At 33.3% G+C, this 18690-nt stretch carries 18 protein-coding genes; 8 read left to right on the forward strand and 10 right to left on the reverse strand.

All coding sequences use genetic code 11. The features are described 5' to 3' along the window. Nucleotides 1-24 precede the first annotated feature (24 nt). From secA to ACGH49_RS00870, 3 genes are all read left to right on the forward strand, one after another. Nucleotides 25-2757, forward strand: a complete 2733-nt coding sequence (gene secA / locus ACGH49_RS00860) for a preprotein translocase subunit SecA (RefSeq protein WP_411587889.1) — start codon at nt 25-27, stop codon at nt 2755-2757. A gap of 120 nt (nt 2758-2877) precedes the next feature. Continuing rightward, nucleotides 2878-3282 (forward strand): 8-oxo-dGTP diphosphatase MutT, encoded by a 405-nt coding sequence (gene mutT, locus ACGH49_RS00865; RefSeq protein WP_065608733.1) that lies wholly within the window; start codon nt 2878-2880, stop codon nt 3280-3282. Nucleotides 3283-3866: 584 nt separating this feature from the next. Then, nucleotides 3867-4082: a DUF4177 domain-containing protein gene (locus tag ACGH49_RS00870; protein WP_411587890.1), complete on the forward strand. Its 216-nt coding sequence runs from the start codon at nt 3867-3869 to the stop codon at nt 4080-4082. A gap of 221 nt (nt 4083-4303) precedes the next feature. Here the strand turns inward: ACGH49_RS00870 and ACGH49_RS00875 are convergent, their stop codons facing one another. Genes ACGH49_RS00875 through ACGH49_RS00895 form a run of 5 tightly spaced genes read right to left on the reverse strand, consistent with a single transcriptional unit; the run spans nt 4304 to nt 6223 of the window. Further along, nucleotides 4304-4687: a DMT family transporter gene (locus tag ACGH49_RS00875; protein WP_065608735.1), complete on the reverse strand. Its 384-nt coding sequence runs from the start codon at nt 4685-4687 to the stop codon at nt 4304-4306. Continuing rightward, nucleotides 4687-5043: an EamA family transporter gene (locus ACGH49_RS00880; protein ID WP_065608736.1), complete on the reverse strand. Its 357-nt coding sequence runs from the start codon at nt 5041-5043 to the stop codon at nt 4687-4689. Before ACGH49_RS00880 ends, ACGH49_RS00875 begins: the two co-directional genes overlap by 1 nt. Then, a complete protein-coding gene (gene zur / locus ACGH49_RS00885) occupies nt 5031-5465 on the reverse strand; it encodes a zinc uptake transcriptional repressor Zur (RefSeq protein ID WP_065560478.1) in 435 nt (144 codons plus the stop codon). The genes ACGH49_RS00880 and zur overlap by 13 nt, the downstream gene beginning before the upstream one ends. A 16-nt stretch (nt 5466-5481) precedes the next feature. Continuing rightward, nucleotides 5482-5760, reverse strand: coding sequence for an RnfH family protein (locus ACGH49_RS00890; RefSeq protein ID WP_065560477.1), 279 nt, complete (start codon nt 5758-5760; stop codon nt 5482-5484). A 1-nt stretch (nt 5761) separates the two neighbouring features. Next, nucleotides 5762-6223 carry a type II toxin-antitoxin system RatA family toxin gene (locus ACGH49_RS00895; RefSeq protein ID WP_051634262.1) on the reverse strand — a complete coding sequence of 154 codons (462 nt, stop codon included), beginning with the start codon at nt 6221-6223 and terminating at the stop codon, nt 5762-5764. 33 nt (nt 6224-6256) lie between these two features. Here ACGH49_RS00895 and smpB point away from each other — a divergent pair, with 33 nt between their 5' ends. Further along, nucleotides 6257-6739: an SsrA-binding protein SmpB gene (gene smpB / locus ACGH49_RS00900; RefSeq protein WP_034913656.1), complete on the forward strand. Its 483-nt coding sequence runs from the start codon at nt 6257-6259 to the stop codon at nt 6737-6739. A gap of 44 nt (nt 6740-6783) precedes the next feature. Here smpB and ACGH49_RS00905 read toward each other — a convergent pair whose 3' ends face one another. The 5 genes from ACGH49_RS00905 to ACGH49_RS00925 form a co-directional block, all read right to left on the reverse strand. Further along, on the reverse strand, nt 6784-7782 hold the full coding sequence (locus ACGH49_RS00905) for a LacI family DNA-binding transcriptional regulator (RefSeq protein ID WP_065608737.1): 999 nt from the start codon (nt 7780-7782) through the stop codon (nt 6784-6786). A 23-nt stretch (nt 7783-7805) separates the two neighbouring features. Further along, nucleotides 7806-8924, reverse strand: coding sequence for a glycoside hydrolase family 172 protein (locus ACGH49_RS00910; RefSeq protein WP_065608738.1), 1119 nt, complete (start codon nt 8922-8924; stop codon nt 7806-7808). Between the two features lie 74 nt (nt 8925-8998). Beyond that, nucleotides 8999-10222, reverse strand: a complete 1224-nt coding sequence (locus tag ACGH49_RS00915) for an oligosaccharide MFS transporter (RefSeq protein WP_065608739.1) — start codon at nt 10220-10222, stop codon at nt 8999-9001. A 313-nt stretch (nt 10223-10535) separates the two neighbouring features. Continuing rightward, nucleotides 10536-11948: a glucuronate isomerase gene (gene uxaC / locus ACGH49_RS00920; RefSeq protein ID WP_411587893.1), complete on the reverse strand. Its 1413-nt coding sequence runs from the start codon at nt 11946-11948 to the stop codon at nt 10536-10538. Nucleotides 11949-12017: 69 nt separating this feature from the next. After that, nucleotides 12018-13283, reverse strand: coding sequence for an MFS transporter (locus tag ACGH49_RS00925; RefSeq protein ID WP_411587895.1), 1266 nt, complete (start codon nt 13281-13283; stop codon nt 12018-12020). 227 nt (nt 13284-13510) lie between these two features. Between ACGH49_RS00925 and exuR the strand changes: the two genes are divergently transcribed. The 4 genes from exuR (at nt 13511) to ACGH49_RS00945 (ending at nt 18681) form a co-directional block, all read left to right on the forward strand. Further along, nucleotides 13511-14293: a transcriptional regulator ExuR gene (gene exuR, locus ACGH49_RS00930; protein ID WP_065608742.1), complete on the forward strand. Its 783-nt coding sequence runs from the start codon at nt 13511-13513 to the stop codon at nt 14291-14293. A 540-nt stretch (nt 14294-14833) separates the two neighbouring features. Beyond that, nucleotides 14834-16114 carry an MFS transporter gene (locus ACGH49_RS00935; RefSeq protein WP_411587896.1) on the forward strand — a complete coding sequence of 427 codons (1281 nt, stop codon included), beginning with the start codon at nt 14834-14836 and terminating at the stop codon, nt 16112-16114. A 92-nt stretch (nt 16115-16206) separates the two neighbouring features. Then, on the forward strand, nt 16207-17124 hold the full coding sequence (locus ACGH49_RS00940) for a GntR family transcriptional regulator (protein WP_065608744.1): 918 nt from the start codon (nt 16207-16209) through the stop codon (nt 17122-17124). Nucleotides 17125-17241: 117 nt separating this feature from the next. Further along, nucleotides 17242-18681 carry a tagaturonate reductase gene (locus ACGH49_RS00945; protein ID WP_065608745.1) on the forward strand — a complete coding sequence of 480 codons (1440 nt, stop codon included), beginning with the start codon at nt 17242-17244 and terminating at the stop codon, nt 18679-18681. Nucleotides 18682-18690 lie beyond the last annotated feature (9 nt).

Genomic DNA, 18690 nt, shown 5'->3' on the forward strand with positions numbered 1-18690 from the left:
TATAGAAAAAACAAGAGAAAAGTTATGTTATTAAAATTATTGACAAAAGTATTTGGTAGCCGCAATGAGCGCATATTAAAAAGTATGCGTAAACGAGTTGAAAAAATTAATGCACTTGAACCAGACATAGAAGCATTAACTGATGATGAACTAAAAGCAAAAACTACAGAATTTAAAGACAGGATTGCCTCTGGAACCCAATTAGATGATATTTTAGAAGAAGCTTTCGCAGTGGTACGTGAAGCGAGTAAACGTGTATTTGGCATGCGTCATTTTGATGTGCAGTTAATCGGTGGTATGGTATTAAATGAACGTTGCATTGCTGAAATGCGTACGGGTGAAGGTAAAACTTTAACAGCGACATTACCTGCCTACTTAAATGCACTAACAGGTAAAGGTGTACACGTTGTTACGGTTAATGATTACTTAGCGCAGCGAGACGCTGAAAATAATCGTCCTTTATTCGAATTTTTGGGCTTAACTGTAGGGATTAACCTACCAAATATGCCCGCACACATAAAACGTGAGGCTTACAACGCAGATATCACCTATGGTACCAATAATGAATATGGTTTCGACTACCTACGCGATAATATGGTATTTACCAAAGATGCTCGAGTACAACGTCCATTACATTACGCCTTAGTCGATGAAGTTGACTCAATTTTAATTGATGAAGCAAGAACACCTCTGATTATTTCAGGTCAAGCGGAAGATAGTTCCGACAGATATATTAGCGTTGATAAAATCATTCCTTACTTGACCCGTCAAGAAAAAGAAGACTCTGACCAGTTCCAAGGTGATGGTGACTTCTCAATTGATGAAAAATCTCGCCAAGTTAACTTAACAGAACGAGGCTTAGTTAAAGTTGAAGAATTACTGATAAAACAAGGTATCATGAAAGGTGATGAGTCACTTTATGCGCCGAGCAATATCGTATTGATGCATCACGTTAATGCAGCCCTACGCGCTCACCACCTATTCCATCGCGACGTTGATTATATTGTCAGAGATAACGAAATTATCATCGTTGACGAACATACTGGAAGAACAATGGATGGTCGACGTTGGTCTGATGGTTTACATCAAGCTGTTGAAGCAAAAGAGCACGTTAAAATCCAAAATGAGAACCAAACACTGGCTTCAATTACTTTCCAAAACTATTTCCGTTTATATGAAAAACTAGCTGGCATGACAGGTACTGCTGACACTGAAGCATTTGAGTTTAACCAAATTTATGGTTTAGATACGATTGTTATTCCAACTAATCGCCCAATGCAACGAAAAGATCAATCCGACCTTGTCTATATGACCGAAAAGGAAAAGATAAATGCAATTGTAGCTGATGTACAAGAATGTGTAAAACGCGGTCAACCTGTTTTAGTCGGAACAGCATCAATCGAAAAATCAGAATTAGTTTCACAAGCATTTAAAAAAGCAGGTATCAAACATAATGTCCTAAATGCTAAATTCCATGCTCAAGAAGCAGAAATCATTGCTAATGCAGGGAGTAAAGGTGCAGTTACTATTGCAACCAACATGGCTGGTCGTGGTACTGATATTATGCTCGGTGGTAACTGGCAAAATGATATAGCAAAAATTGAAAATCCAACACAAGAAGACATCGAAAAAGCGAAACAAGCTTGGCAAACAAAACACGAAGAAGTGATTGAGTTAGGTGGACTTTATATTTTAGGTACTGAACGTCACGAGTCACGCCGTATCGACAACCAACTACGAGGTCGTGCAGGACGTCAAGGTGACCCTGGCGCTTCACGCTTTTATCTATCACTGGAAGATCCATTGATGAGAATTTTCGCCTCTGATCGTATGGGTAATATGATGCGTAAATTGGGTATGAAAGAAGGTGAAGCTATTGAACACCCATGGGTCACAAAAGCCATTGCCAATGCTCAAAAGAAAGTTGAAAGTCGCAACTTTGATATTCGTAAACAACTTCTTGAATATGATGATGTCGCCAACGATCAACGTAAAGTAATTTACCGAGAACGAAACGGCTTACTTGATAATACCGATATAAAGGATACCATTGATTCAATTCGAGGTGATGTATTTAACACTCTAATTGACCAATACATTCCACCACAATCAATTGAAGATATGTGGAATATACCAGGTCTTGAAACTGCGCTAAAAACAGACTTTGACTTGGATTTACCGGTCGCAAAATGGCTAGATGAAGAGCAAAATCTGCACGAAGAAACATTGCGTGAACGAATCTTACAAATTGCTCAAGACAAATATTTAGAAAAAGAAAACATGGCTGGAGCTGAAGCATTTAGACATTTCGAGAAAAGTGTTATGTTACAAACACTTGATACGCTTTGGAAAGAACATTTAGCAGCTATGGATTATTTACGCCAAGGTATTCATTTGCGCGGCTATGCACAAAAAGATCCAAAACAGGAATATAAACGTGAATCATTTAATATGTTTGCTAACATGCTAGAATCATTAAAATATGATGTTATTGGTATTTTGAGTCGCGTACAAATTCGCTCACAAGAAGAAGTTGACGAAGCTGAACGCCAACGCCTAGCAGAAATGGAAAAACTAATGGCCAAACAACAAGCTAACCATGATTCGGTAGCGAGTATAAATGGCGAAAATGAAGAACTATCAGCAGGAGCTTCTTCGCAACCAATAGTACGAACTCAAGCCAAAGTTGGTCGTAATGATCCATGCCCCTGTGGTTCAGGTAAAAAATATAAACATTGCCATGGTGCTGTTCAGTAAGGAAAAAATTTAGTATCATCAAACAAATTTGATACTTAAATCGTCGATTAAGATCGACAATAGGTTGAAAGGGAAAGTCACAACTTTCCCCCAAAATTTTACTCATAGGCAAATAGAATTATGAATAAACATATTGAAATTGCTGTAGGTATTATTCGTTCACAAAATTGTCAAATATTTATCACCCAACGCGGAGAAGACTCTCATCTTGCTGGTTTTTGGGAGTTTCCTGGTGGAAAAATCGAGACCGGAGAAACGCCATATCAAACATTACAACGCGAAATCGCTGAAGAAGTTGACATCCATATCCACCAAGCCCAATTTTTAGATACCTTTAACCACAATTATGATGATCGCGATATTACAATTCATGCATATTTAGTTGAAGAGTGGGATGGAGTCCCTTTTGCTAAAGAAGGCCAACCAAGTCGTTGGGTTGACCAAGAAGATCTGAATGCTGATGAGTTTCCAGATGCTAATAGACCAATTATTGAGATGCTAAAGAACTTAGATAAACAGATCTAATTTGTAGGAATTGCTCGCATTGTTTGTAGCAATTTAACAAACTCCCATTGAATATAAAACACTAAAACAGGCAACGTAATTTTCTACGCAAGTTTTGCACTAATTATCTATGGAGTATTCACAACTATTGATTTGTCCAGAATACATATGATGATAATTATTTTCATGGTGTAATCTAAGTTACATGTAACTGAATCGAAAATTTATCAACTAATATATTAAGATTAGAGAAACTCAAATCTTCCATAATGAACTTTTTACTAAATTTATTTGTAGGAAAACGCCGAGTTGTTTACACCTCATGATTAAAATAATCCTCTAAAAATTCATAAGGCGTTTAGCTAAGTCAATAAGGATATTTTTTGTATATTTATTACAGCAGTTTTTCAAATTTACCGTAAACAACACGAGTAATTCCTACACCTATGGGATATTGATAATAATAATAAAAATGGTTAACAACTAAAGAATAAAAAAATTAAACCTAACTATTTTTAAATAAAAAACAAATTGTTATGTTCTAGATACTAAAGTTTAAAAAATATATAATGTTAATTTAAGAAAGTCTTGGAGGTTTAATTATTATGAAAGAATATAAGGTAGTTATTTATCAAGAAAACGGCTTTTCCTCATTGTTTTTGGGAGTAGCTAATGTTAATCCTGTTAGATTTACCGAGTTGTTAAATAGAAATGCTGAAGCAGGCTGGCACGTAGTAACGATGGAAAGAGAGATACGCCGCTTGTTCTTATTCTGGAATCGAGAAGCTCACATAGTTATCCTTGAGCGTGACCGAATTTAAATAATCATGAAATAATTTTCATTAAAATAAATCTTTACGATAAGTAATATTCTAAATTAATAATTATAAGGTTGGAAATTAATATGCTTATTAGGACATATTATTTCCACTAAATAAGATAAACTCAAACTGATCAATTGCTAAATTCAACAAATTAGAAGTATTGCTCTATTGTTAAAAAGTTTCAGGAAACACTATGTTTCAGTATAAAAGAGGTAACTTTAGGATTTATGCTGTAATTTTTGCTCTGCTAGAGCTAAAAAAACAATACCTATAATGATAGCTACCCCACCAAGCATGCGCTTCAATGTAATTTGCTCATCAAAAACAATAACCGAGACCAACATTACTGTAACCACTTGTAAATGAGAAGCAGCAAAAGCCGGACCCACTGGGGCTTTTTTTAATAATACCATCCAAGTGACAAATGCTCCTGTATAGCCAAGTATAACTAAATAAGCCCAACCATAAGAAAAAATACGAATTAACCAATCAATACTTATTTCAAATGGCATAGCTGATATTGCAGTTAATTTAAAGCTTGTTTGACCAAATGTATCAAAAAATAATAGTAAAAAAAATCCAATAATATAAAATTTTTTCATTATGTAAGCCCCACTAAAACTACGCCAGTAGTAATAAAAAATATACCAATGATACGGAATAAAGTAAGGTGCTCTTGAAATAAGATACGCCCAGCTAACATAACAGTAATGATATTAAATGAACCTAGTAAAATACCTTGCGATAAAGGCACTTTACTTAAAAAAGCTAGCCAAAAAATAAAACCGATAAAATATGTACCAAACCCCAACCAAAGCCAAAAATTACTAATTAATTTTTGCCAATAATGTAAACCTTGCTTATTTTTTGAAGTAATTGCGGCATACTTAAATGCAATTTGCCCAACAGTATCGCAGGCAATATTAATTAGCCAAAGAACAACAATTAAGGTTGACACTGCTGACAAAATCCGTGTATTTCAAGCACACTATGTTTGATTAAAAAATCACTTTGCTGTGCTAACTGTTTAAATTGATATTCAATATTTTGTGAGTGTTTTTCAGTGATTCGCTGACATTTATCGCAAATAAATAAAATTGAAATATGTTCAGGGTCTTGAAAATGTGGACAAATAATATAGCTATTAGAAGATTCCACTTTATGGATAAAACCTTGTTCAAGCAAGAATTCAAGTGCACGATAAATTGTGGGAGGTTTAGCTTGAGGTTCGCTTAGTTTGAGTAGATCTAAAAGATCATAGGCACTCATTGCTTTATTTGCCGTTAACATAATATCTAAAACTGTTCGACGCTGCGTTGTCAGTTTAATACCACGTTTTTTGCATAAAGTTTCAATCTTTTCAATTAACAGATTATGCATTTAATATCCTTTACCTTTAGCCATAATTTTTTTGTGCAGCTTTTCTTCGTCTTATTTCTTTAGGATCATTGATTAAAGGGCGATATATTTCAATACGATCGCCATTTTTAACCAATTCATTAAGATCACAACGTTTTCCATAGATGCCGATTAAATGCTCATCTAGTTTAATCTGACATAACGATAAGATATTGGATTTTGTAATTGCTTGCAAGACATTCGTTTGCTCATCAACATTACAGTTAATTACTGTCGAATTATTCGGTAACGCATAAACAACTTGAATATTGATCATTTTAATAAATCTGCCTTGCTCTTTTTGAAAACGCATTAACCATACTAGTCATGATTTCTTTAAATACAGGGGTAAAAGTCATATCTAATAATTTATTTTTGAACTCAAAATCTAAATTAAAACTAATTTTGCTTTGGTTTTCAGTAATTTTAACAAATTGCCAACGACCCGATAATTGTTTAAACGGGCCTTCTAAAAGAGTCATATCAATTGAGTTAGGTTCATTGGCTCTATTTAATGTAGTAAAAGATTTTTTAAAACCGAACTTTTCAACCTCAATAAATGCAGCCATAATATTATCTTGTTTTCTAATAATACCAGATGCGATACAATCAGGAATAAATTCTGGATATTTCTCTATATCATTAACTAAAGCAAACATTTGTTCAATTGAGTAAGGCTCGATAACTTCGTGAAAAACATGCGCCATAATAATAAAATAAAAAGTTAAAATTAGTAGCATATAATATCACGTAACTCTATAATAACGCACATTATGACTAAGAAAAAATCACACAAGCCGGGATCGGCAACTATTGCATTAAATAAACGCGCACGCCATGAGTACTTTATTGAAGAGGAAATTGAGGCGGGATTATCCCTGCAAGGTTGGGAGGTAAAATCACTCCGTGCAGGTAAAGTAAATATTAGCGATAGCTATGTTTTACTTAAAGATGGTGAAGCATGGTTATTTGGTGCAACTATTACGCCATTAAATGTTGCTTCAACACATGTTATTTGTGAACCTATGCGTAATCGTAAGTTACTGCTAAATGAGCGTGAACTCAACTCATTATTTGGTCAGATTAACCGCCAAGGCTATACGGTTGTTGCCCTTTCGTTATATTGGAAAAATGCATGGGCAAAAGTAAAAATTGGTGTTGCCAAAGGTAAAAAAGAATACGATAAACGTACCGATATTAAAGAACGCCAATGGCAAGTTGATAAAGCACGTATTATGAAAAACGCAAATCGGTAATGTGCTGTTATATTTAATATATTGTTACTTAGTAGAGTATATCTTTAACGGTGGCGAATAATTTGTGGCTTGATAAAAAATGCATTGTTTTCTAATTGTTTAAAATTTAGCAAATTATCAATTACATCAACACATGTATGAGCCATACATTGAAAATCCTGTGCAATAGCATCAATCGGGTAATAAGAATAATTAAGATAAACATTATAATCATAAGAACATAAACGGATCTGTTGTGGTTTGGCTTCCACTTCAACTAAATAATTCAGTACTTCTTGTAGTAAATTGCACGAAGGAGTAAAAATAGCCTTCGGTAGTCTGCCCAATTTTATGTGAAGATTTTTGAGTAATTCATATCCTTTATTGGGACAATACCGATCACTTACTAACCATTGTGGATTAATGGTTAAACCCACATTTTTAAGTCCCTGTTTAAATCCCTTAAGCCTAGCTCCAATGGAAGTTAACTGAGTATCACAACCAATAAAATAAAATTCATCTAATTGCCGAGCATACGGTTGAATTAGCTCAGCTACAGAATGCAATGATTCGCTAGTAATAAACGGTAATAGCGTATCTTTGAGATAACGATCGAAAAATAATACTGGGGTATTTTGATTAATACTAATATAAAATTCATCGCTATCTAATGAAGTAACAACAATCATTGCATCTACTTTTCTTTCAATTAAGTTTTGTGCAACTTTTATTTCTTCTTCCTTATTATAATGACTACATGTTATTAATAATTGTATCTTTTTCTGCCTAAATGAAGCTTCTAAATAGTGCAAAAACATGGAAAAAAAAGAATTGGACATATCTGGCACTATCACACCTATAGTATTGGTACTATTGGCCTTAACTAGATATCGACGAATATGTGATTGGTCGCTATATTGTTCAGCAATGAATAATACACGTTGTCGTGTTTGTGGCGAAATACGATATTTTTTATCTCGTTTATTAAAAATATGACTGACGGTCGTTGCTGATACGCCAGCCAAACGAGCAATATCCTTGATTTTTAATTTATTACTCGCCATAAATATCGCAATCTCCTTTTATATCAACGAGGAGTGCGTTGTTGCTTGTTAGGAAATGTTGGGTTGCAATTAACTGATGGATTTTGATACCAATATGCAACACTCGCAATATCATCACAACGCTCATATAATCTTATATCATCATTACCTATTTGTTGAAAGGCAAGTTTGATATTTTTATGAAAGGCAATAGGATCAGGTAAATGCCAACGATATAAACCATGCATAGGTAGAGCATCATCGCCAAAACCGTGAACAGGATTCGCATCTCCTGTTTGAAAAAAGTCACGCGTTGCATCACGATTAGTCTGATAAGGGTAACCCATAAATAACGTTTGAAAACATTTAGCTGATGGGTGCCCTTGACTATCACGATTATGGAATGCCCATGCCCCACCAAAATAGTCTTCAGAGCCTGTTGAGTGTTGGGTTGGATATTCGCTATCATCATCAAGATAGAACTTAAATTCGCCTTCTCCCCACCAATAACGCTCCAAAGCCGTTAATGCTAAATAAGTACCAACATAATAGCCATAACCTTTGATATTATCTAATAATACATAATCTTCAGCATAATTAGTCACTCGTTGTCTGCGCCACTGAGCATGAAAATAGAGTGGTGTTTCAAATGGCTGTGGCATTAAAGCATAATTAATGGTGAAAAAGAAATGCTGTAAATCTGCTTCATGTTCATTTTGAATTTCAATTCTTGCTTTTTTATTAAAAGGCATTCTAAAGTAACAGTTAAATCCCCCTGTTGGATTAACCACAATTGGCATTGAGTTAATATCACATCTTGCGCCAAAGCCATTACAAAAAAAATCACCAATTGGACTTTCAACGGAAGGTTTTTTTTCATCATCCCAATAAATACGAATAACAACATCACGTAGCACAAAACTACCGCGATGAGTTCTATCCGTTAAGGTAAACCACATGTGACGGATCTCTGCTGGCCCTGTAATTTCAGCAATAGTTACCGTTTCACCTGCCCCAATTGATATACATCCTTGCCCTTTACGGCTTGGGCCTAAAGCGCTTGCCTTCATACAAGATTGACCTTTTTCACCGGTCATGTTTTCTGGGGAAATAGTTCTGGTTTGTTCAAAGTGAAATTGTGTTACTGAGTCATATATGTTCATTGTGAATCCTTACTAAGGTTTATTAAATGCAATGTGTTAAAACTAAATCATTTTTATTTAACTATTTTTGTTATTCATATATTTTTCTTTTCACCACTTAAGAAGAAAATAGCAAAAATCATAAATCCAAAAACAATTAATCCTAGATTATTGAAAGTTGCTGCTGCACCAGCGGTGTCATAAAAATCGCCGACAAAAGTCGAAAACAAAATAACTCCCACAGAACCTGCTACCTGATAACCGATCAAAAAAACAGTTGCAGAAAGACGAGAATTAAAATTAATATCAATATATTTAAATACCGAGACTAAAATAGTAGATATTTCTAAACAGTGCATCAATTTGATTACGGAAATAATCGTAATACTATTAACATGACCTGTAAGGAAAATACGAGAAGCTGAAATAAAAGCAGCAAAAATCAAAGCATTTTTTGCTCCAACACGATTCACAATAAATGGAACCAAAAACATTACAGCTGCTTCTAAAAAAACCTGAAATGAATTTAATATGCCATATATACGATAACCATCATTAATATCTTCAAATTGCAGAGTAAAATAGACAGGAAATAACTGTTGATCATAAATATTATAAAGACTATAGGTCCCAAGTACATAGATAACAAATACCCAAAACTTTTTTAGTGTGAAGACGGACATAATTTCATTAAAACTTAACTTATCCTTTTTTTTGAACACTTCTTCTGATGATTTACTTAAATCGGGCTTAAAACTAACATTAAGAATCATAAAGCAGATACCGACAAACGATGCAGCCCAAAAATTAAAATGAGGATTAATACTAATTAAAATACCAGCAATAAAAGTACCTACTGCATAAGCTATACATCCCCAAGTACGACATTGACCAAACTCAAAATCAAAAGCTCGACTAATTTTTTCACAATAAGAGTCAATCAACCCCATTCCTGCAACCCAACCAAAGCCTAAAAAGAAACTACCAAAAATGACACCAATGTAAAAACTATGTTTTAGCAACGGTTCATAAACATAAATTAATGCAGGTGCAGCTAATGTGATAATAATACTTTGAAACCAAATAAGATGTTTTTTCAGTACCAATTTATCTTGATAAATACCATACACAATCATAATAATTAATGAAATAAAGTAATTAAATGAATAAATAATACCTGTCTGTTTTGCCGTTAAACCAATCTCCTTACTTAGCCATATAGCATAAAATGAAAAGACGAGACTACCTGCAGCGTAATACATAAAACTGTAACATGAAGCAAACCAATAAATTGGTTTGTTATAAAATGCGCTTGCCATAATTTATCCTATAAAGAGTGAACCACTGCAGTTGAGTATGCAGAGCTAAAAATTTAGCTTTAAAGGGTTTATTGGATAAATGTGATCAAGTTCAAATTTATTAAGTCATGTTCCCAGTATTTTTTATCTCCTAATACTAGTTGTACTAATTGTTCTATTGTCTCTACCTGCAGTAATATTAGGCCAACTAGTTTTAAATCGTTTTAACCAACTCGCATCATCTTGTAGGGCATAATGAAGAAGGAAAATTAGTATTTAATATCCTCATTACAATAACCATTATTTTTATTAATCTTTTTTGACTACATTAATTTTAGTTCAGTTCAATACCAAAATAATTTTTAGCATTATCAAAACTAATGTTTTTAACCATTTGACCTAATAACTCAATATCACGAGGAGCTTCTCCATCTTCGACCCAATGCCCGATCATGCGGCATAAAATGCGTCTAAAATATTCGTGTCGAGTATAAGAAAGAAAACTACGGCTATCAGTCAACATACCAACGAAACGACTTAATAAACCAAGTTGAGCAAGTTGCGTCATTTGACGAATCATGCCGTCTTTCTGATCGTTAAACCACCATCCTGAACCAAATTGCATTTTTCCACAAATACTTTCTCCCTGAAAATTACCTATCATCGTACCTAGAATTTCATTATCAGAAGGATTTAAACAATAGAGTATTGTTTTAGGTAACGCATTTTGTTTTGCTTGCGCATCTAGTAATCGTGATAGTGGTTGAGCAATTGGTGAATCATTAATTGAATCAAAGCCCACATCAGCACCCATCAAATTAAACATTCTTGAATTATTATTACGTAGTGCGCCAATATGATACTGTTGTACCCAACCTCGTTTGTTATATTCGCTACCTAAAAAGATAAGTACGGCTGTTTTAAATTGCGCAGTTTCTTTAGTACTTAATACAATGCCAGATAATCGCTTAGTTAAGATGGCATTCAATTCTTTTTCTGAAGCTTCTTCATAAAAAACTGTATCTAAAGCATGGTCAGAAACTTTACAACCATGTTGCTCAAAATGATCCATTCGTTTTGATAACGCTTGGCAAAGTACATGAAAACTCGAAATCGTCATATCGGCAGCCGCAGATAGTTTGTCCAAGTAAGTAACAAAAAATTCGGAATCAATATTAAATGCTTTATCTGGACGCCAACTTGGTAATACTTTGATATCAAATGAACTATCTTGTGCAATCGTTTTATGATGAACTAAATCATCAATAGGATCATCAGTAGTTCCAACCATTTTGACATTCATTTTTTTCATAATGCTACGAGCAGAAAACGCTTTGGTTTCTAACATTGCATTACATTTATTCCAAATCGTTTCGGCGGTTGATGGGGATAATAAAATATTATCAATACCAAATGGTCGGCGAAGCTCTAAATGAGTCCAATGATATAAAGGATTACCAATTGTATGTGGTACGGTTTCAGCCCAAGCCTTAAATTTTTCAAAATCATCTACATCCTTACCAGTACAAAATTTTTCAGCAATGCCATTAGTTCTCATTGCTCGCCACTTATAATGATCACCTTTCAACCAGATGTCATACAAGTTTTTAAATTGATAATCTTGAGCAATTTGCTCAGGGGGTAAATGACAGTGGTAGTCAAAAATCGGCTGCTCAACAGCATAATTATGATAAAGTTGACGAGAAAATTCGGTATCTAATAAAAAATCTTCAGTTAAAAAACTCATATTATTCTCCTTAACTGTATTTAGTTATTTAATTGCAAATGATAGATATATGCCTATTAGCACAAATTATTATTGTTCACTTGTTGATGGCACTTTTAAAATTGTCCAAACAGCGACAGCGGCCAAAAGATCAAGACAAGTCAAAATCACAAACAATGGACTAAATCCAACTGTATCAGCAAGTGCTCCAACAATTAAGGCAAATATAGTACTTGCAAGCCATGCAGCCATACCTGTAAAACCATTTGCTGTTGCTACCTCATTTCGCCCAAAAACATCTGATGACAAAGTAATAAGAGCGCCAGATAAAGCTTGATGTGCAAAACCACCAATACAGAATAAAAAGATAGCTACATAAGGATTTGCAAACAAGCCTATTAGACCAGGACCAATCATTAATACCGCTCCAACCGTTACTACTAATTTGCGGGAATTAATCAAACTTACCTTAAAGTACTTTTGGAAAAATGGTGACATGTATCCACCTAACACACATCCGACATCAGCAAAAAGCATTGGCATCCATGCAAAAATTGCTATTTGTTTTAAATCAAAGCCATATGCTGTGAACATAAATAATGGAATCCAAGCATTGAAAGTTCCCCATGCAGGTTCGGCTAAAAATCTGGGCAAAGCAATTCCCCAAAAACGACGAGTAGTAAGAATCTTATGAGTTGGTAACTTTTTAGTGTTAGACGTTTGATGCCTTACTTCTTGACCTAATAAAATATATTTTCTTTCCTCTTCTGATAAATATTTTTGTTGGGTCGGATGACGATAAAGTACAAACCAAAATAATCCCCAAATAAAACTTAAAATGCCACAGATTATGAATGCTAATTGCCAACTATGTAACCAAATTGCTGCCGCTACTAATGGTGGCGCTATCATAGCCCCAACAGAAGATCCTAAATTGAACCATCCTACAGCTATCGATCTTTCTTTGGCAGGAAACCATTCACTTGTTGCCTTTAATCCAGCTGGAATCATTGCTGCTTCAGAAGCGCCAACTGCTCCTCTTGTAACGGCTAATCCAATCCAACTTCCTGAAAATGCAGTACTAATACAAAATATCGACCATAATAAAGCAAAAACAGCATAACCTATTCTGGTACCCAATAGATCCAGAACATAACCAGCAACCGGTTGCATTATGGTATAACACGCTGAATAAGCCGCAACAACATATGAATATTGTTGTGTTGTTAATCCCATTACATCATTAAGAACTGGAGCTACAACTGCAATCGAGTTTCGAGTAAGGTAACCTAAAATAGTTCCAATAGTAACTAAGGCTATCATATACCAACGAAGGTTTTTTATTGTTTTGTACATTTTTACACTCCATGCATATATAAAATATTTTGAAGCATAATAACATGTATGATAACTTTAAAAGTTGACCTACATCACGGATTAAAAATAATTGCTAAACCGACGTGACCTTTAATCATATTGAGTAACTCATAAGCATTTTTACAAAATTTAGAGTAAGATTGTTTAACTCTAAACGATTAGATGTTATTTTAAGGTTTAAACCCAACTTACCGACTTAATCAAATATGACCCAAGAACAAAATGGACATCAGAGACTTTACCAAGTTATAGCCACAGAGCTAAAAAGCCGTATTATTAACGCTATTTATCCAGTAGGGAGTAAATTACCGTCAGAAAGATTGATATGCGAAGAGTTAAAAGTTAGTCGTTCAGTTGTAAGAGAAGCAATAATAATGCTTGAAGTTGAAGGTTTCGTTGATGCTCGAAAAGGGTCAGGTATCCATGTTATAGCAAATAATCAACAAAACACTAATATATTATCAAACTCACAAGGTTTAAATTTTGCAACAACTGGGCCCTTTGAACTATTACAAGCTCGCCAATTAATAGAAAGCAATATTGCTGAGTTTGCCGCAACACAAATTACAAAAGATGACATTGTAAAATTATTAGAAATACAACATAACGCGAAAAAAGAAGATCACTATCGCAATTCTAGTTGGGATTTAAAATTCCATACACAAATTGCCATGATTACGCGTAACACTGCTTTGATAACAATTGTAGAAGAAGCATGGCAACAACGAATGCTAAACCCTTTATGGAAAAAGCTTCATGAACATATACAACATCAAGATATTGATAGCTGGTGGGATGAACATGATAAAATTCTTGAAGCTCTCATCAACCGTGATCCTAAAGCTGCCAAATTAGCTATGTGGCAACATTTAGAAAACACAAAAAAAATGTTATTTGATGCAACTAGTGAAGATTTTGAAACCAAGCGAGATCACTACCTTTTTTCTGATAATCCGGTTATAGGTATCAATGAAAATAATCAAAATTAATTTTTAACTTAACTTATAATTTTTGCCAAACCAATTATTCTTTATAAATTCTAAAGACTGTTGATCTTTTAATAAAAAAATAAAAAGGCATAAAATAAAAAGACGAAACTGCTTGCAGTGGAATATATAAAACTGCAACATTAAAAAAACAATAATTTGATTTATTATAAAATGAGCTTGCCATAAATTATCCTAAAAAAAGTGAACCACTGCAATTGAATATGCAGAGCTAAGAATTTAGCTTTAAACATACATTTAAAACCAAAAGTTATGCAAAAAGTAAAAGTTTTATAAAAAGAAAATAGGTTAAAATTAACAAAAAGGTATATAAATAAATAAAAAAAACAAATAAAAAACAGAAAAATATTATCCAGACCACAATCGAACAAACAACTCCTTATCTAAATAAATTTTTTCTCTACTATTAATTGTAGCCATTTTAGTGAAATGGCTTATTCGTTAGTAACCTTTATTATCTTAATCAAAAAAAATATAACTAACTGAATATATTATTAAATAATTTATAGTAAGAGGTTTTTTATGCCTAAAAGAAATAATCGTGTTCGATTCCATATAGCAATACTTATGTTATTTGCTATTGTGATTAATTATTTAGATAGAACTGTAATGTCTGCAGCTGCACCTATTATTGCTATTGATTTAAATATTTCACCTGAAGCGATGGGATGGATCATGTCTGCATTTTTCTTAAGCTATGCATGTTGCCAAATTCCTGCTGGATTCCTTGCAGATCGTTTTGGACAAAGAACAACTCTTGCAGGTTCGGTAACTTGGTGGTCTTTAGCAACAGGTGCAACAGCACTCGCAACATCTCCTATCGGTTTTATTTTTGCTAGGGTGTTTATGGGGATTGGAGAAGCTGCCGCATATCCTTGTAATGGGGGGATTACAGCAAAATGGTTCCCTGATCGAGAAAGAGGACGCGTTACTGCACTATTTGATAGTGGTTCACGTTTTGGTACGGCATTCACCATGCCTCTTGTGGTTTGGATTATTGCTGCCTGGGGTTGGCATGCTGCGTTTTTTATTTGTGGAGCTTTAGGGCTTATTTGGGTTGTTTGGTGGTTATGTGTTTATCGAGACCCAGAACAACACCCTAGCATCAGTACAAAAGAATTAAAATACATTCGTGACGGTCAAATCAAAAAAGAAGGAATAGATACTATACAACCAATGAAATGGTATCAATTATTAAAATATCGTAATGTGCTTGCCATGTGTATTGGATTTTTTATGCTTAATTACGCAGTCTACTTTTTTATTACTTGGTTCCCAACCTATTTAATGAAAGAACGAGGCTTAAGTTTAACTGAAATGGGCATTCTTGCTATGTTACCGCCTTTATGTGGAATCATTGGACAATGGATTGGAGGTTGGTTAACTGACTTTATTTACATAAAAACAGATAACATTAATCTTGCCAGAAAACTTAATCTGGTCGGTGGTATGTTAATTGCAACATCAATTTCATTTGCTGGTTTAGTTAATTCTATAGCCATAATGATGACTCTGCTTTGTATTTCATATATTGGTCTTGCTTTTGCTGGTTCAGCCATTTGGTGCCTACCAGGCGATGTTGCGCCAAGAAATATGACATCTGTTTTAGGCGGGATCCAAAATACGGTTTCAAATTGCGGAGGTATATTAGGTCCAATTGTAACAGGATATATTATTGGTGCAACAGGCTCATTTATGTATGCGTTAGTAGTTTCAGGTTGTGCTTGTGCAATAGGAGCACTTGTCTACTTATTTGTATTGAAAGATATTAAACCAATTACAGAAAATCAAACTACTTTATAACTTAGCCATTTTATTAGAAGATCCTATTAAAAATATTTGGTAGGATTTTCTTAAACTCTTATTATTATAATAACATTATCGAGAAAAATAATATGGGCAGAAGTCAAACATTAAGGCAAAATACCATTAATCAATTTATTGATTGCATTAATAACAAAATATTATCATTTCCATTACCTTCTATTTCAATTCTTGCTGATGCATTTAATGTTAGTAGAACAACTATCCGGGCAGTACTTGAGCATTTGTGCAAAAAAGAAATCCTACTATTGAATAACAATGAATACCATTTATTACGAGAACCAACAAATGAGGATAAGATAGTTTGTATTTTTGAAAAAAGATCGGTTCAAGATAAAAAATTCGAAACCTATTTTTACCATTTAATAAATAACAAGAAATTATTACCAGGCGATAATTTTAATGAAATTCAACTAGCTAAAGACACAAATGTAAATCCCATTGTTGTTCGTGAATTTTTATTACGTTTTTTACATTATGGGCTTATTAATAACATAAAAAAGGGAGAGTGGGAACTAGTTACATTTGGTAAAGATTATGTAGAAAATCTTTATGAATTTAGGAGTGTTTTAGAAATATTTGCTCTTAAAGCATTTATGATCCAACCTGATAATCATATCAACTGGATAAAAGCACGAGAGTTATTACAACGCCATAAGAATTTTCAAAAAAACATTCAAGATGAATATACACTTTTTTCAACACTCGATCGTGATTTTCATCAGTTAATTTTATCTTGTAATGATAATCCTTTTTTCATGCAGTCTTTTGATTTAATTTCTGTTATATTTCATTTTCATTATCAGTGGGATAACAGTAATTTAAAAGAACGTAATAGTATTGCTGTATCGGAGCATATTGCAGTATTAACAGCAATTTTACAAAAAAATGAACAGGCTGCCATCTCAGCGTTGTGCCGACATTTAAATACAGCTAAAACATCAATGCAAGAATCAATTGGTGGAACATTACCTATAAAAAACAGATAAAAAACAAAAAATTTTTATATTCAACACGAAACAACTAAAAAAATAAATACTACTTTTTATCTTCTTTTATAGTTCTCTTTACTTACTAGCTAATAACTTAATAAAGAGAACTATTATATGAATAAACAACTAAATAGATCTAATTTTCCTGGTCCAAATTATCCTGAAAAGATTATCCAATTTGGTGAAGGTAATTTTTTAAGAGCGTTTATTGATTGGATTATTGATAATCTAAACCAAAAAACAGACTTCAATAGTGGTGTAACAATCATAAGACCTATTGATACCCATCAACCATCCATTAATGAACAAGATGGACTTTATACAACTATTGTCCGAGGTCTTAATGAACAAGGTAACACAATTGCTACCCCCAGAATTATCTACTCAGTTAATCGTGAAATCTTGATATATCAAGATTATCAATTATATTTAAAATGCGCTGAAAATCCTGATTTAGAGTTTATTTTTTCAAATACAACTGAAGCAGGAATAGCCTTTAGCGATAAGGATAAAGCTAGCGATACACCACCAACAACTTTCCCTGCGAAATTAACGTGTTTTTTATATCATCGATTCGAATTTTTTACCGGAAAAAGGGATAAAGGTTTAATTATTATTCCATGTGAACTAATTGATTATAATGGCGAAAGGCTAAAAGAGTTGGTACTAGAATATGCAAATTTGTGGCAACTTGGTGATAGTTTTATTACGTGGATAAACGAAAGTAATACATTTTGCTCAACATTAGTAGATCGTATTGTAACAGGTTACCCAAAAGATGAGACCACACAAATTGAACAACAACTGGGCTACCAAGACCAATTTTTAGATACAGCAGAATACTTTTATTTATTTGTTATCCAAGGACCAAATTGGTTAAAACAAAAATTAAACCTTAACCAAGCAGACTTAAACATTTTAGTTGTTGATGATATCAAACCTTACAAAGAAAGAAAAGTTGGCATCTTAAATGGTGCTCATACAGCTATGGTTCCCGTCGCTTATCTTGCTGGACTGCGTACTGTAGGTCAATGTATGGATAATCCGCAAATTGAAACATTTGTTAAAAATCTCCTAATTCAAGAAGTGATCCCGACTCTATCTTTGGATCAGGATCAGTTAAAACAATTTACTGATGAAGTATTAAAACGTTTTAAAAATCCATTCATTAAACATGAATTAATGTCTATTTCATTAAATTCATTAACGAAATTCAAAACTCGTTTGTTACCACAATTATTAACCTATAGCAAACAATTTAACCAACCGCCAAAATATATTTCCTTTGCTTTAGCTGCTCTTATTGCCTTTTATCGTGGAGAGTATCAAGGCCAAACTATTCCATTAACTGATGATGAACATTTATTAGCAAAATTTAATCAATGGTACCCTCTTTACCAAAATGATGTAAAAACATTAGTAACAAACATCTTAAAAATGACAGAGCATTGGGGAATAGATTTAAATCATATTGCTGGATTAAACGATTTAGTAACGGAATATCTGGAAAATATTTTATCCCATGATATTAAAGATTATATTCCAAACCATTAAACCTTAGGA

The sequence above is a fragment of the Gilliamella sp. BG7 genome (genome assembly GCF_046635565.1).
In the GTDB taxonomy this organism is placed as follows: Bacteria; Pseudomonadota; Gammaproteobacteria; order Enterobacterales; family Orbaceae; genus Gilliamella; species Gilliamella apicola_P.

Bases quoted from the DNA above. Each gene is read 5' to 3' on its own strand.
- secA (WP_411587889.1), top strand. From the start codon at position 25: ATGTTATTAAAATTATTGACAAAAGTATTTGGTAGCCGCAATGAGCGC.
- uxaC (WP_411587893.1), bottom strand. From the start codon at position 11,948: ATGAGTTTTTTAACTGAAGATTTTTTATTAGATACCGAATTTTCTCGT.
- ACGH49_RS00905 (WP_065608737.1), bottom strand. From the start codon at position 7,782: ATGGCGAGTAATAAATTAAAAATCAAGGATATTGCTCGTTTGGCTGGC.
- ACGH49_RS00915 (WP_065608739.1), bottom strand. From the start codon at position 10,222: ATGGCAAGCGCATTTTATAACAAACCAATTTATTGGTTTGCTTCATGT.
- smpB (WP_034913656.1), top strand. From the start codon at position 6,257: ATGACTAAGAAAAAATCACACAAGCCGGGATCGGCAACTATTGCATTA.
- ACGH49_RS00945 (WP_065608745.1), top strand. From the start codon at position 17,242: ATGAATAAACAACTAAATAGATCTAATTTTCCTGGTCCAAATTATCCT.
- exuR (WP_065608742.1), top strand. From the start codon at position 13,511: ATGACCCAAGAACAAAATGGACATCAGAGACTTTACCAAGTTATAGCC.
- ACGH49_RS00890 (WP_065560477.1), bottom strand. From the start codon at position 5,760: ATGATCAATATTCAAGTTGTTTATGCGTTACCGAATAATTCGACAGTA.
- ACGH49_RS00910 (WP_065608738.1), bottom strand. From the start codon at position 8,924: ATGAACATATATGACTCAGTAACACAATTTCACTTTGAACAAACCAGA.
- ACGH49_RS00940 (WP_065608744.1), top strand. From the start codon at position 16,207: ATGGGCAGAAGTCAAACATTAAGGCAAAATACCATTAATCAATTTATT.
- ACGH49_RS00895 (WP_051634262.1), bottom strand. From the start codon at position 6,223: ATGCTACTAATTTTAACTTTTTATTTTATTATTATGGCGCATGTTTTT.
- mutT (WP_065608733.1), top strand. From the start codon at position 2,878: ATGAATAAACATATTGAAATTGCTGTAGGTATTATTCGTTCACAAAAT.
- ACGH49_RS00870 (WP_411587890.1), top strand. From the start codon at position 3,867: ATGAAAGAATATAAGGTAGTTATTTATCAAGAAAACGGCTTTTCCTCA.
- zur (WP_065560478.1), bottom strand. From the start codon at position 5,465: ATGCATAATCTGTTAATTGAAAAGATTGAAACTTTATGCAAAAAACGT.
- ACGH49_RS00875 (WP_065608735.1), bottom strand. From the start codon at position 4,687: ATGAAAAAATTTTATATTATTGGATTTTTTTTACTATTATTTTTTGAT.
- ACGH49_RS00935 (WP_411587896.1), top strand. From the start codon at position 14,834: ATGCCTAAAAGAAATAATCGTGTTCGATTCCATATAGCAATACTTATG.
- ACGH49_RS00925 (WP_411587895.1), bottom strand. From the start codon at position 13,283: ATGTACAAAACAATAAAAAACCTTCGTTGGTATATGATAGCCTTAGTT.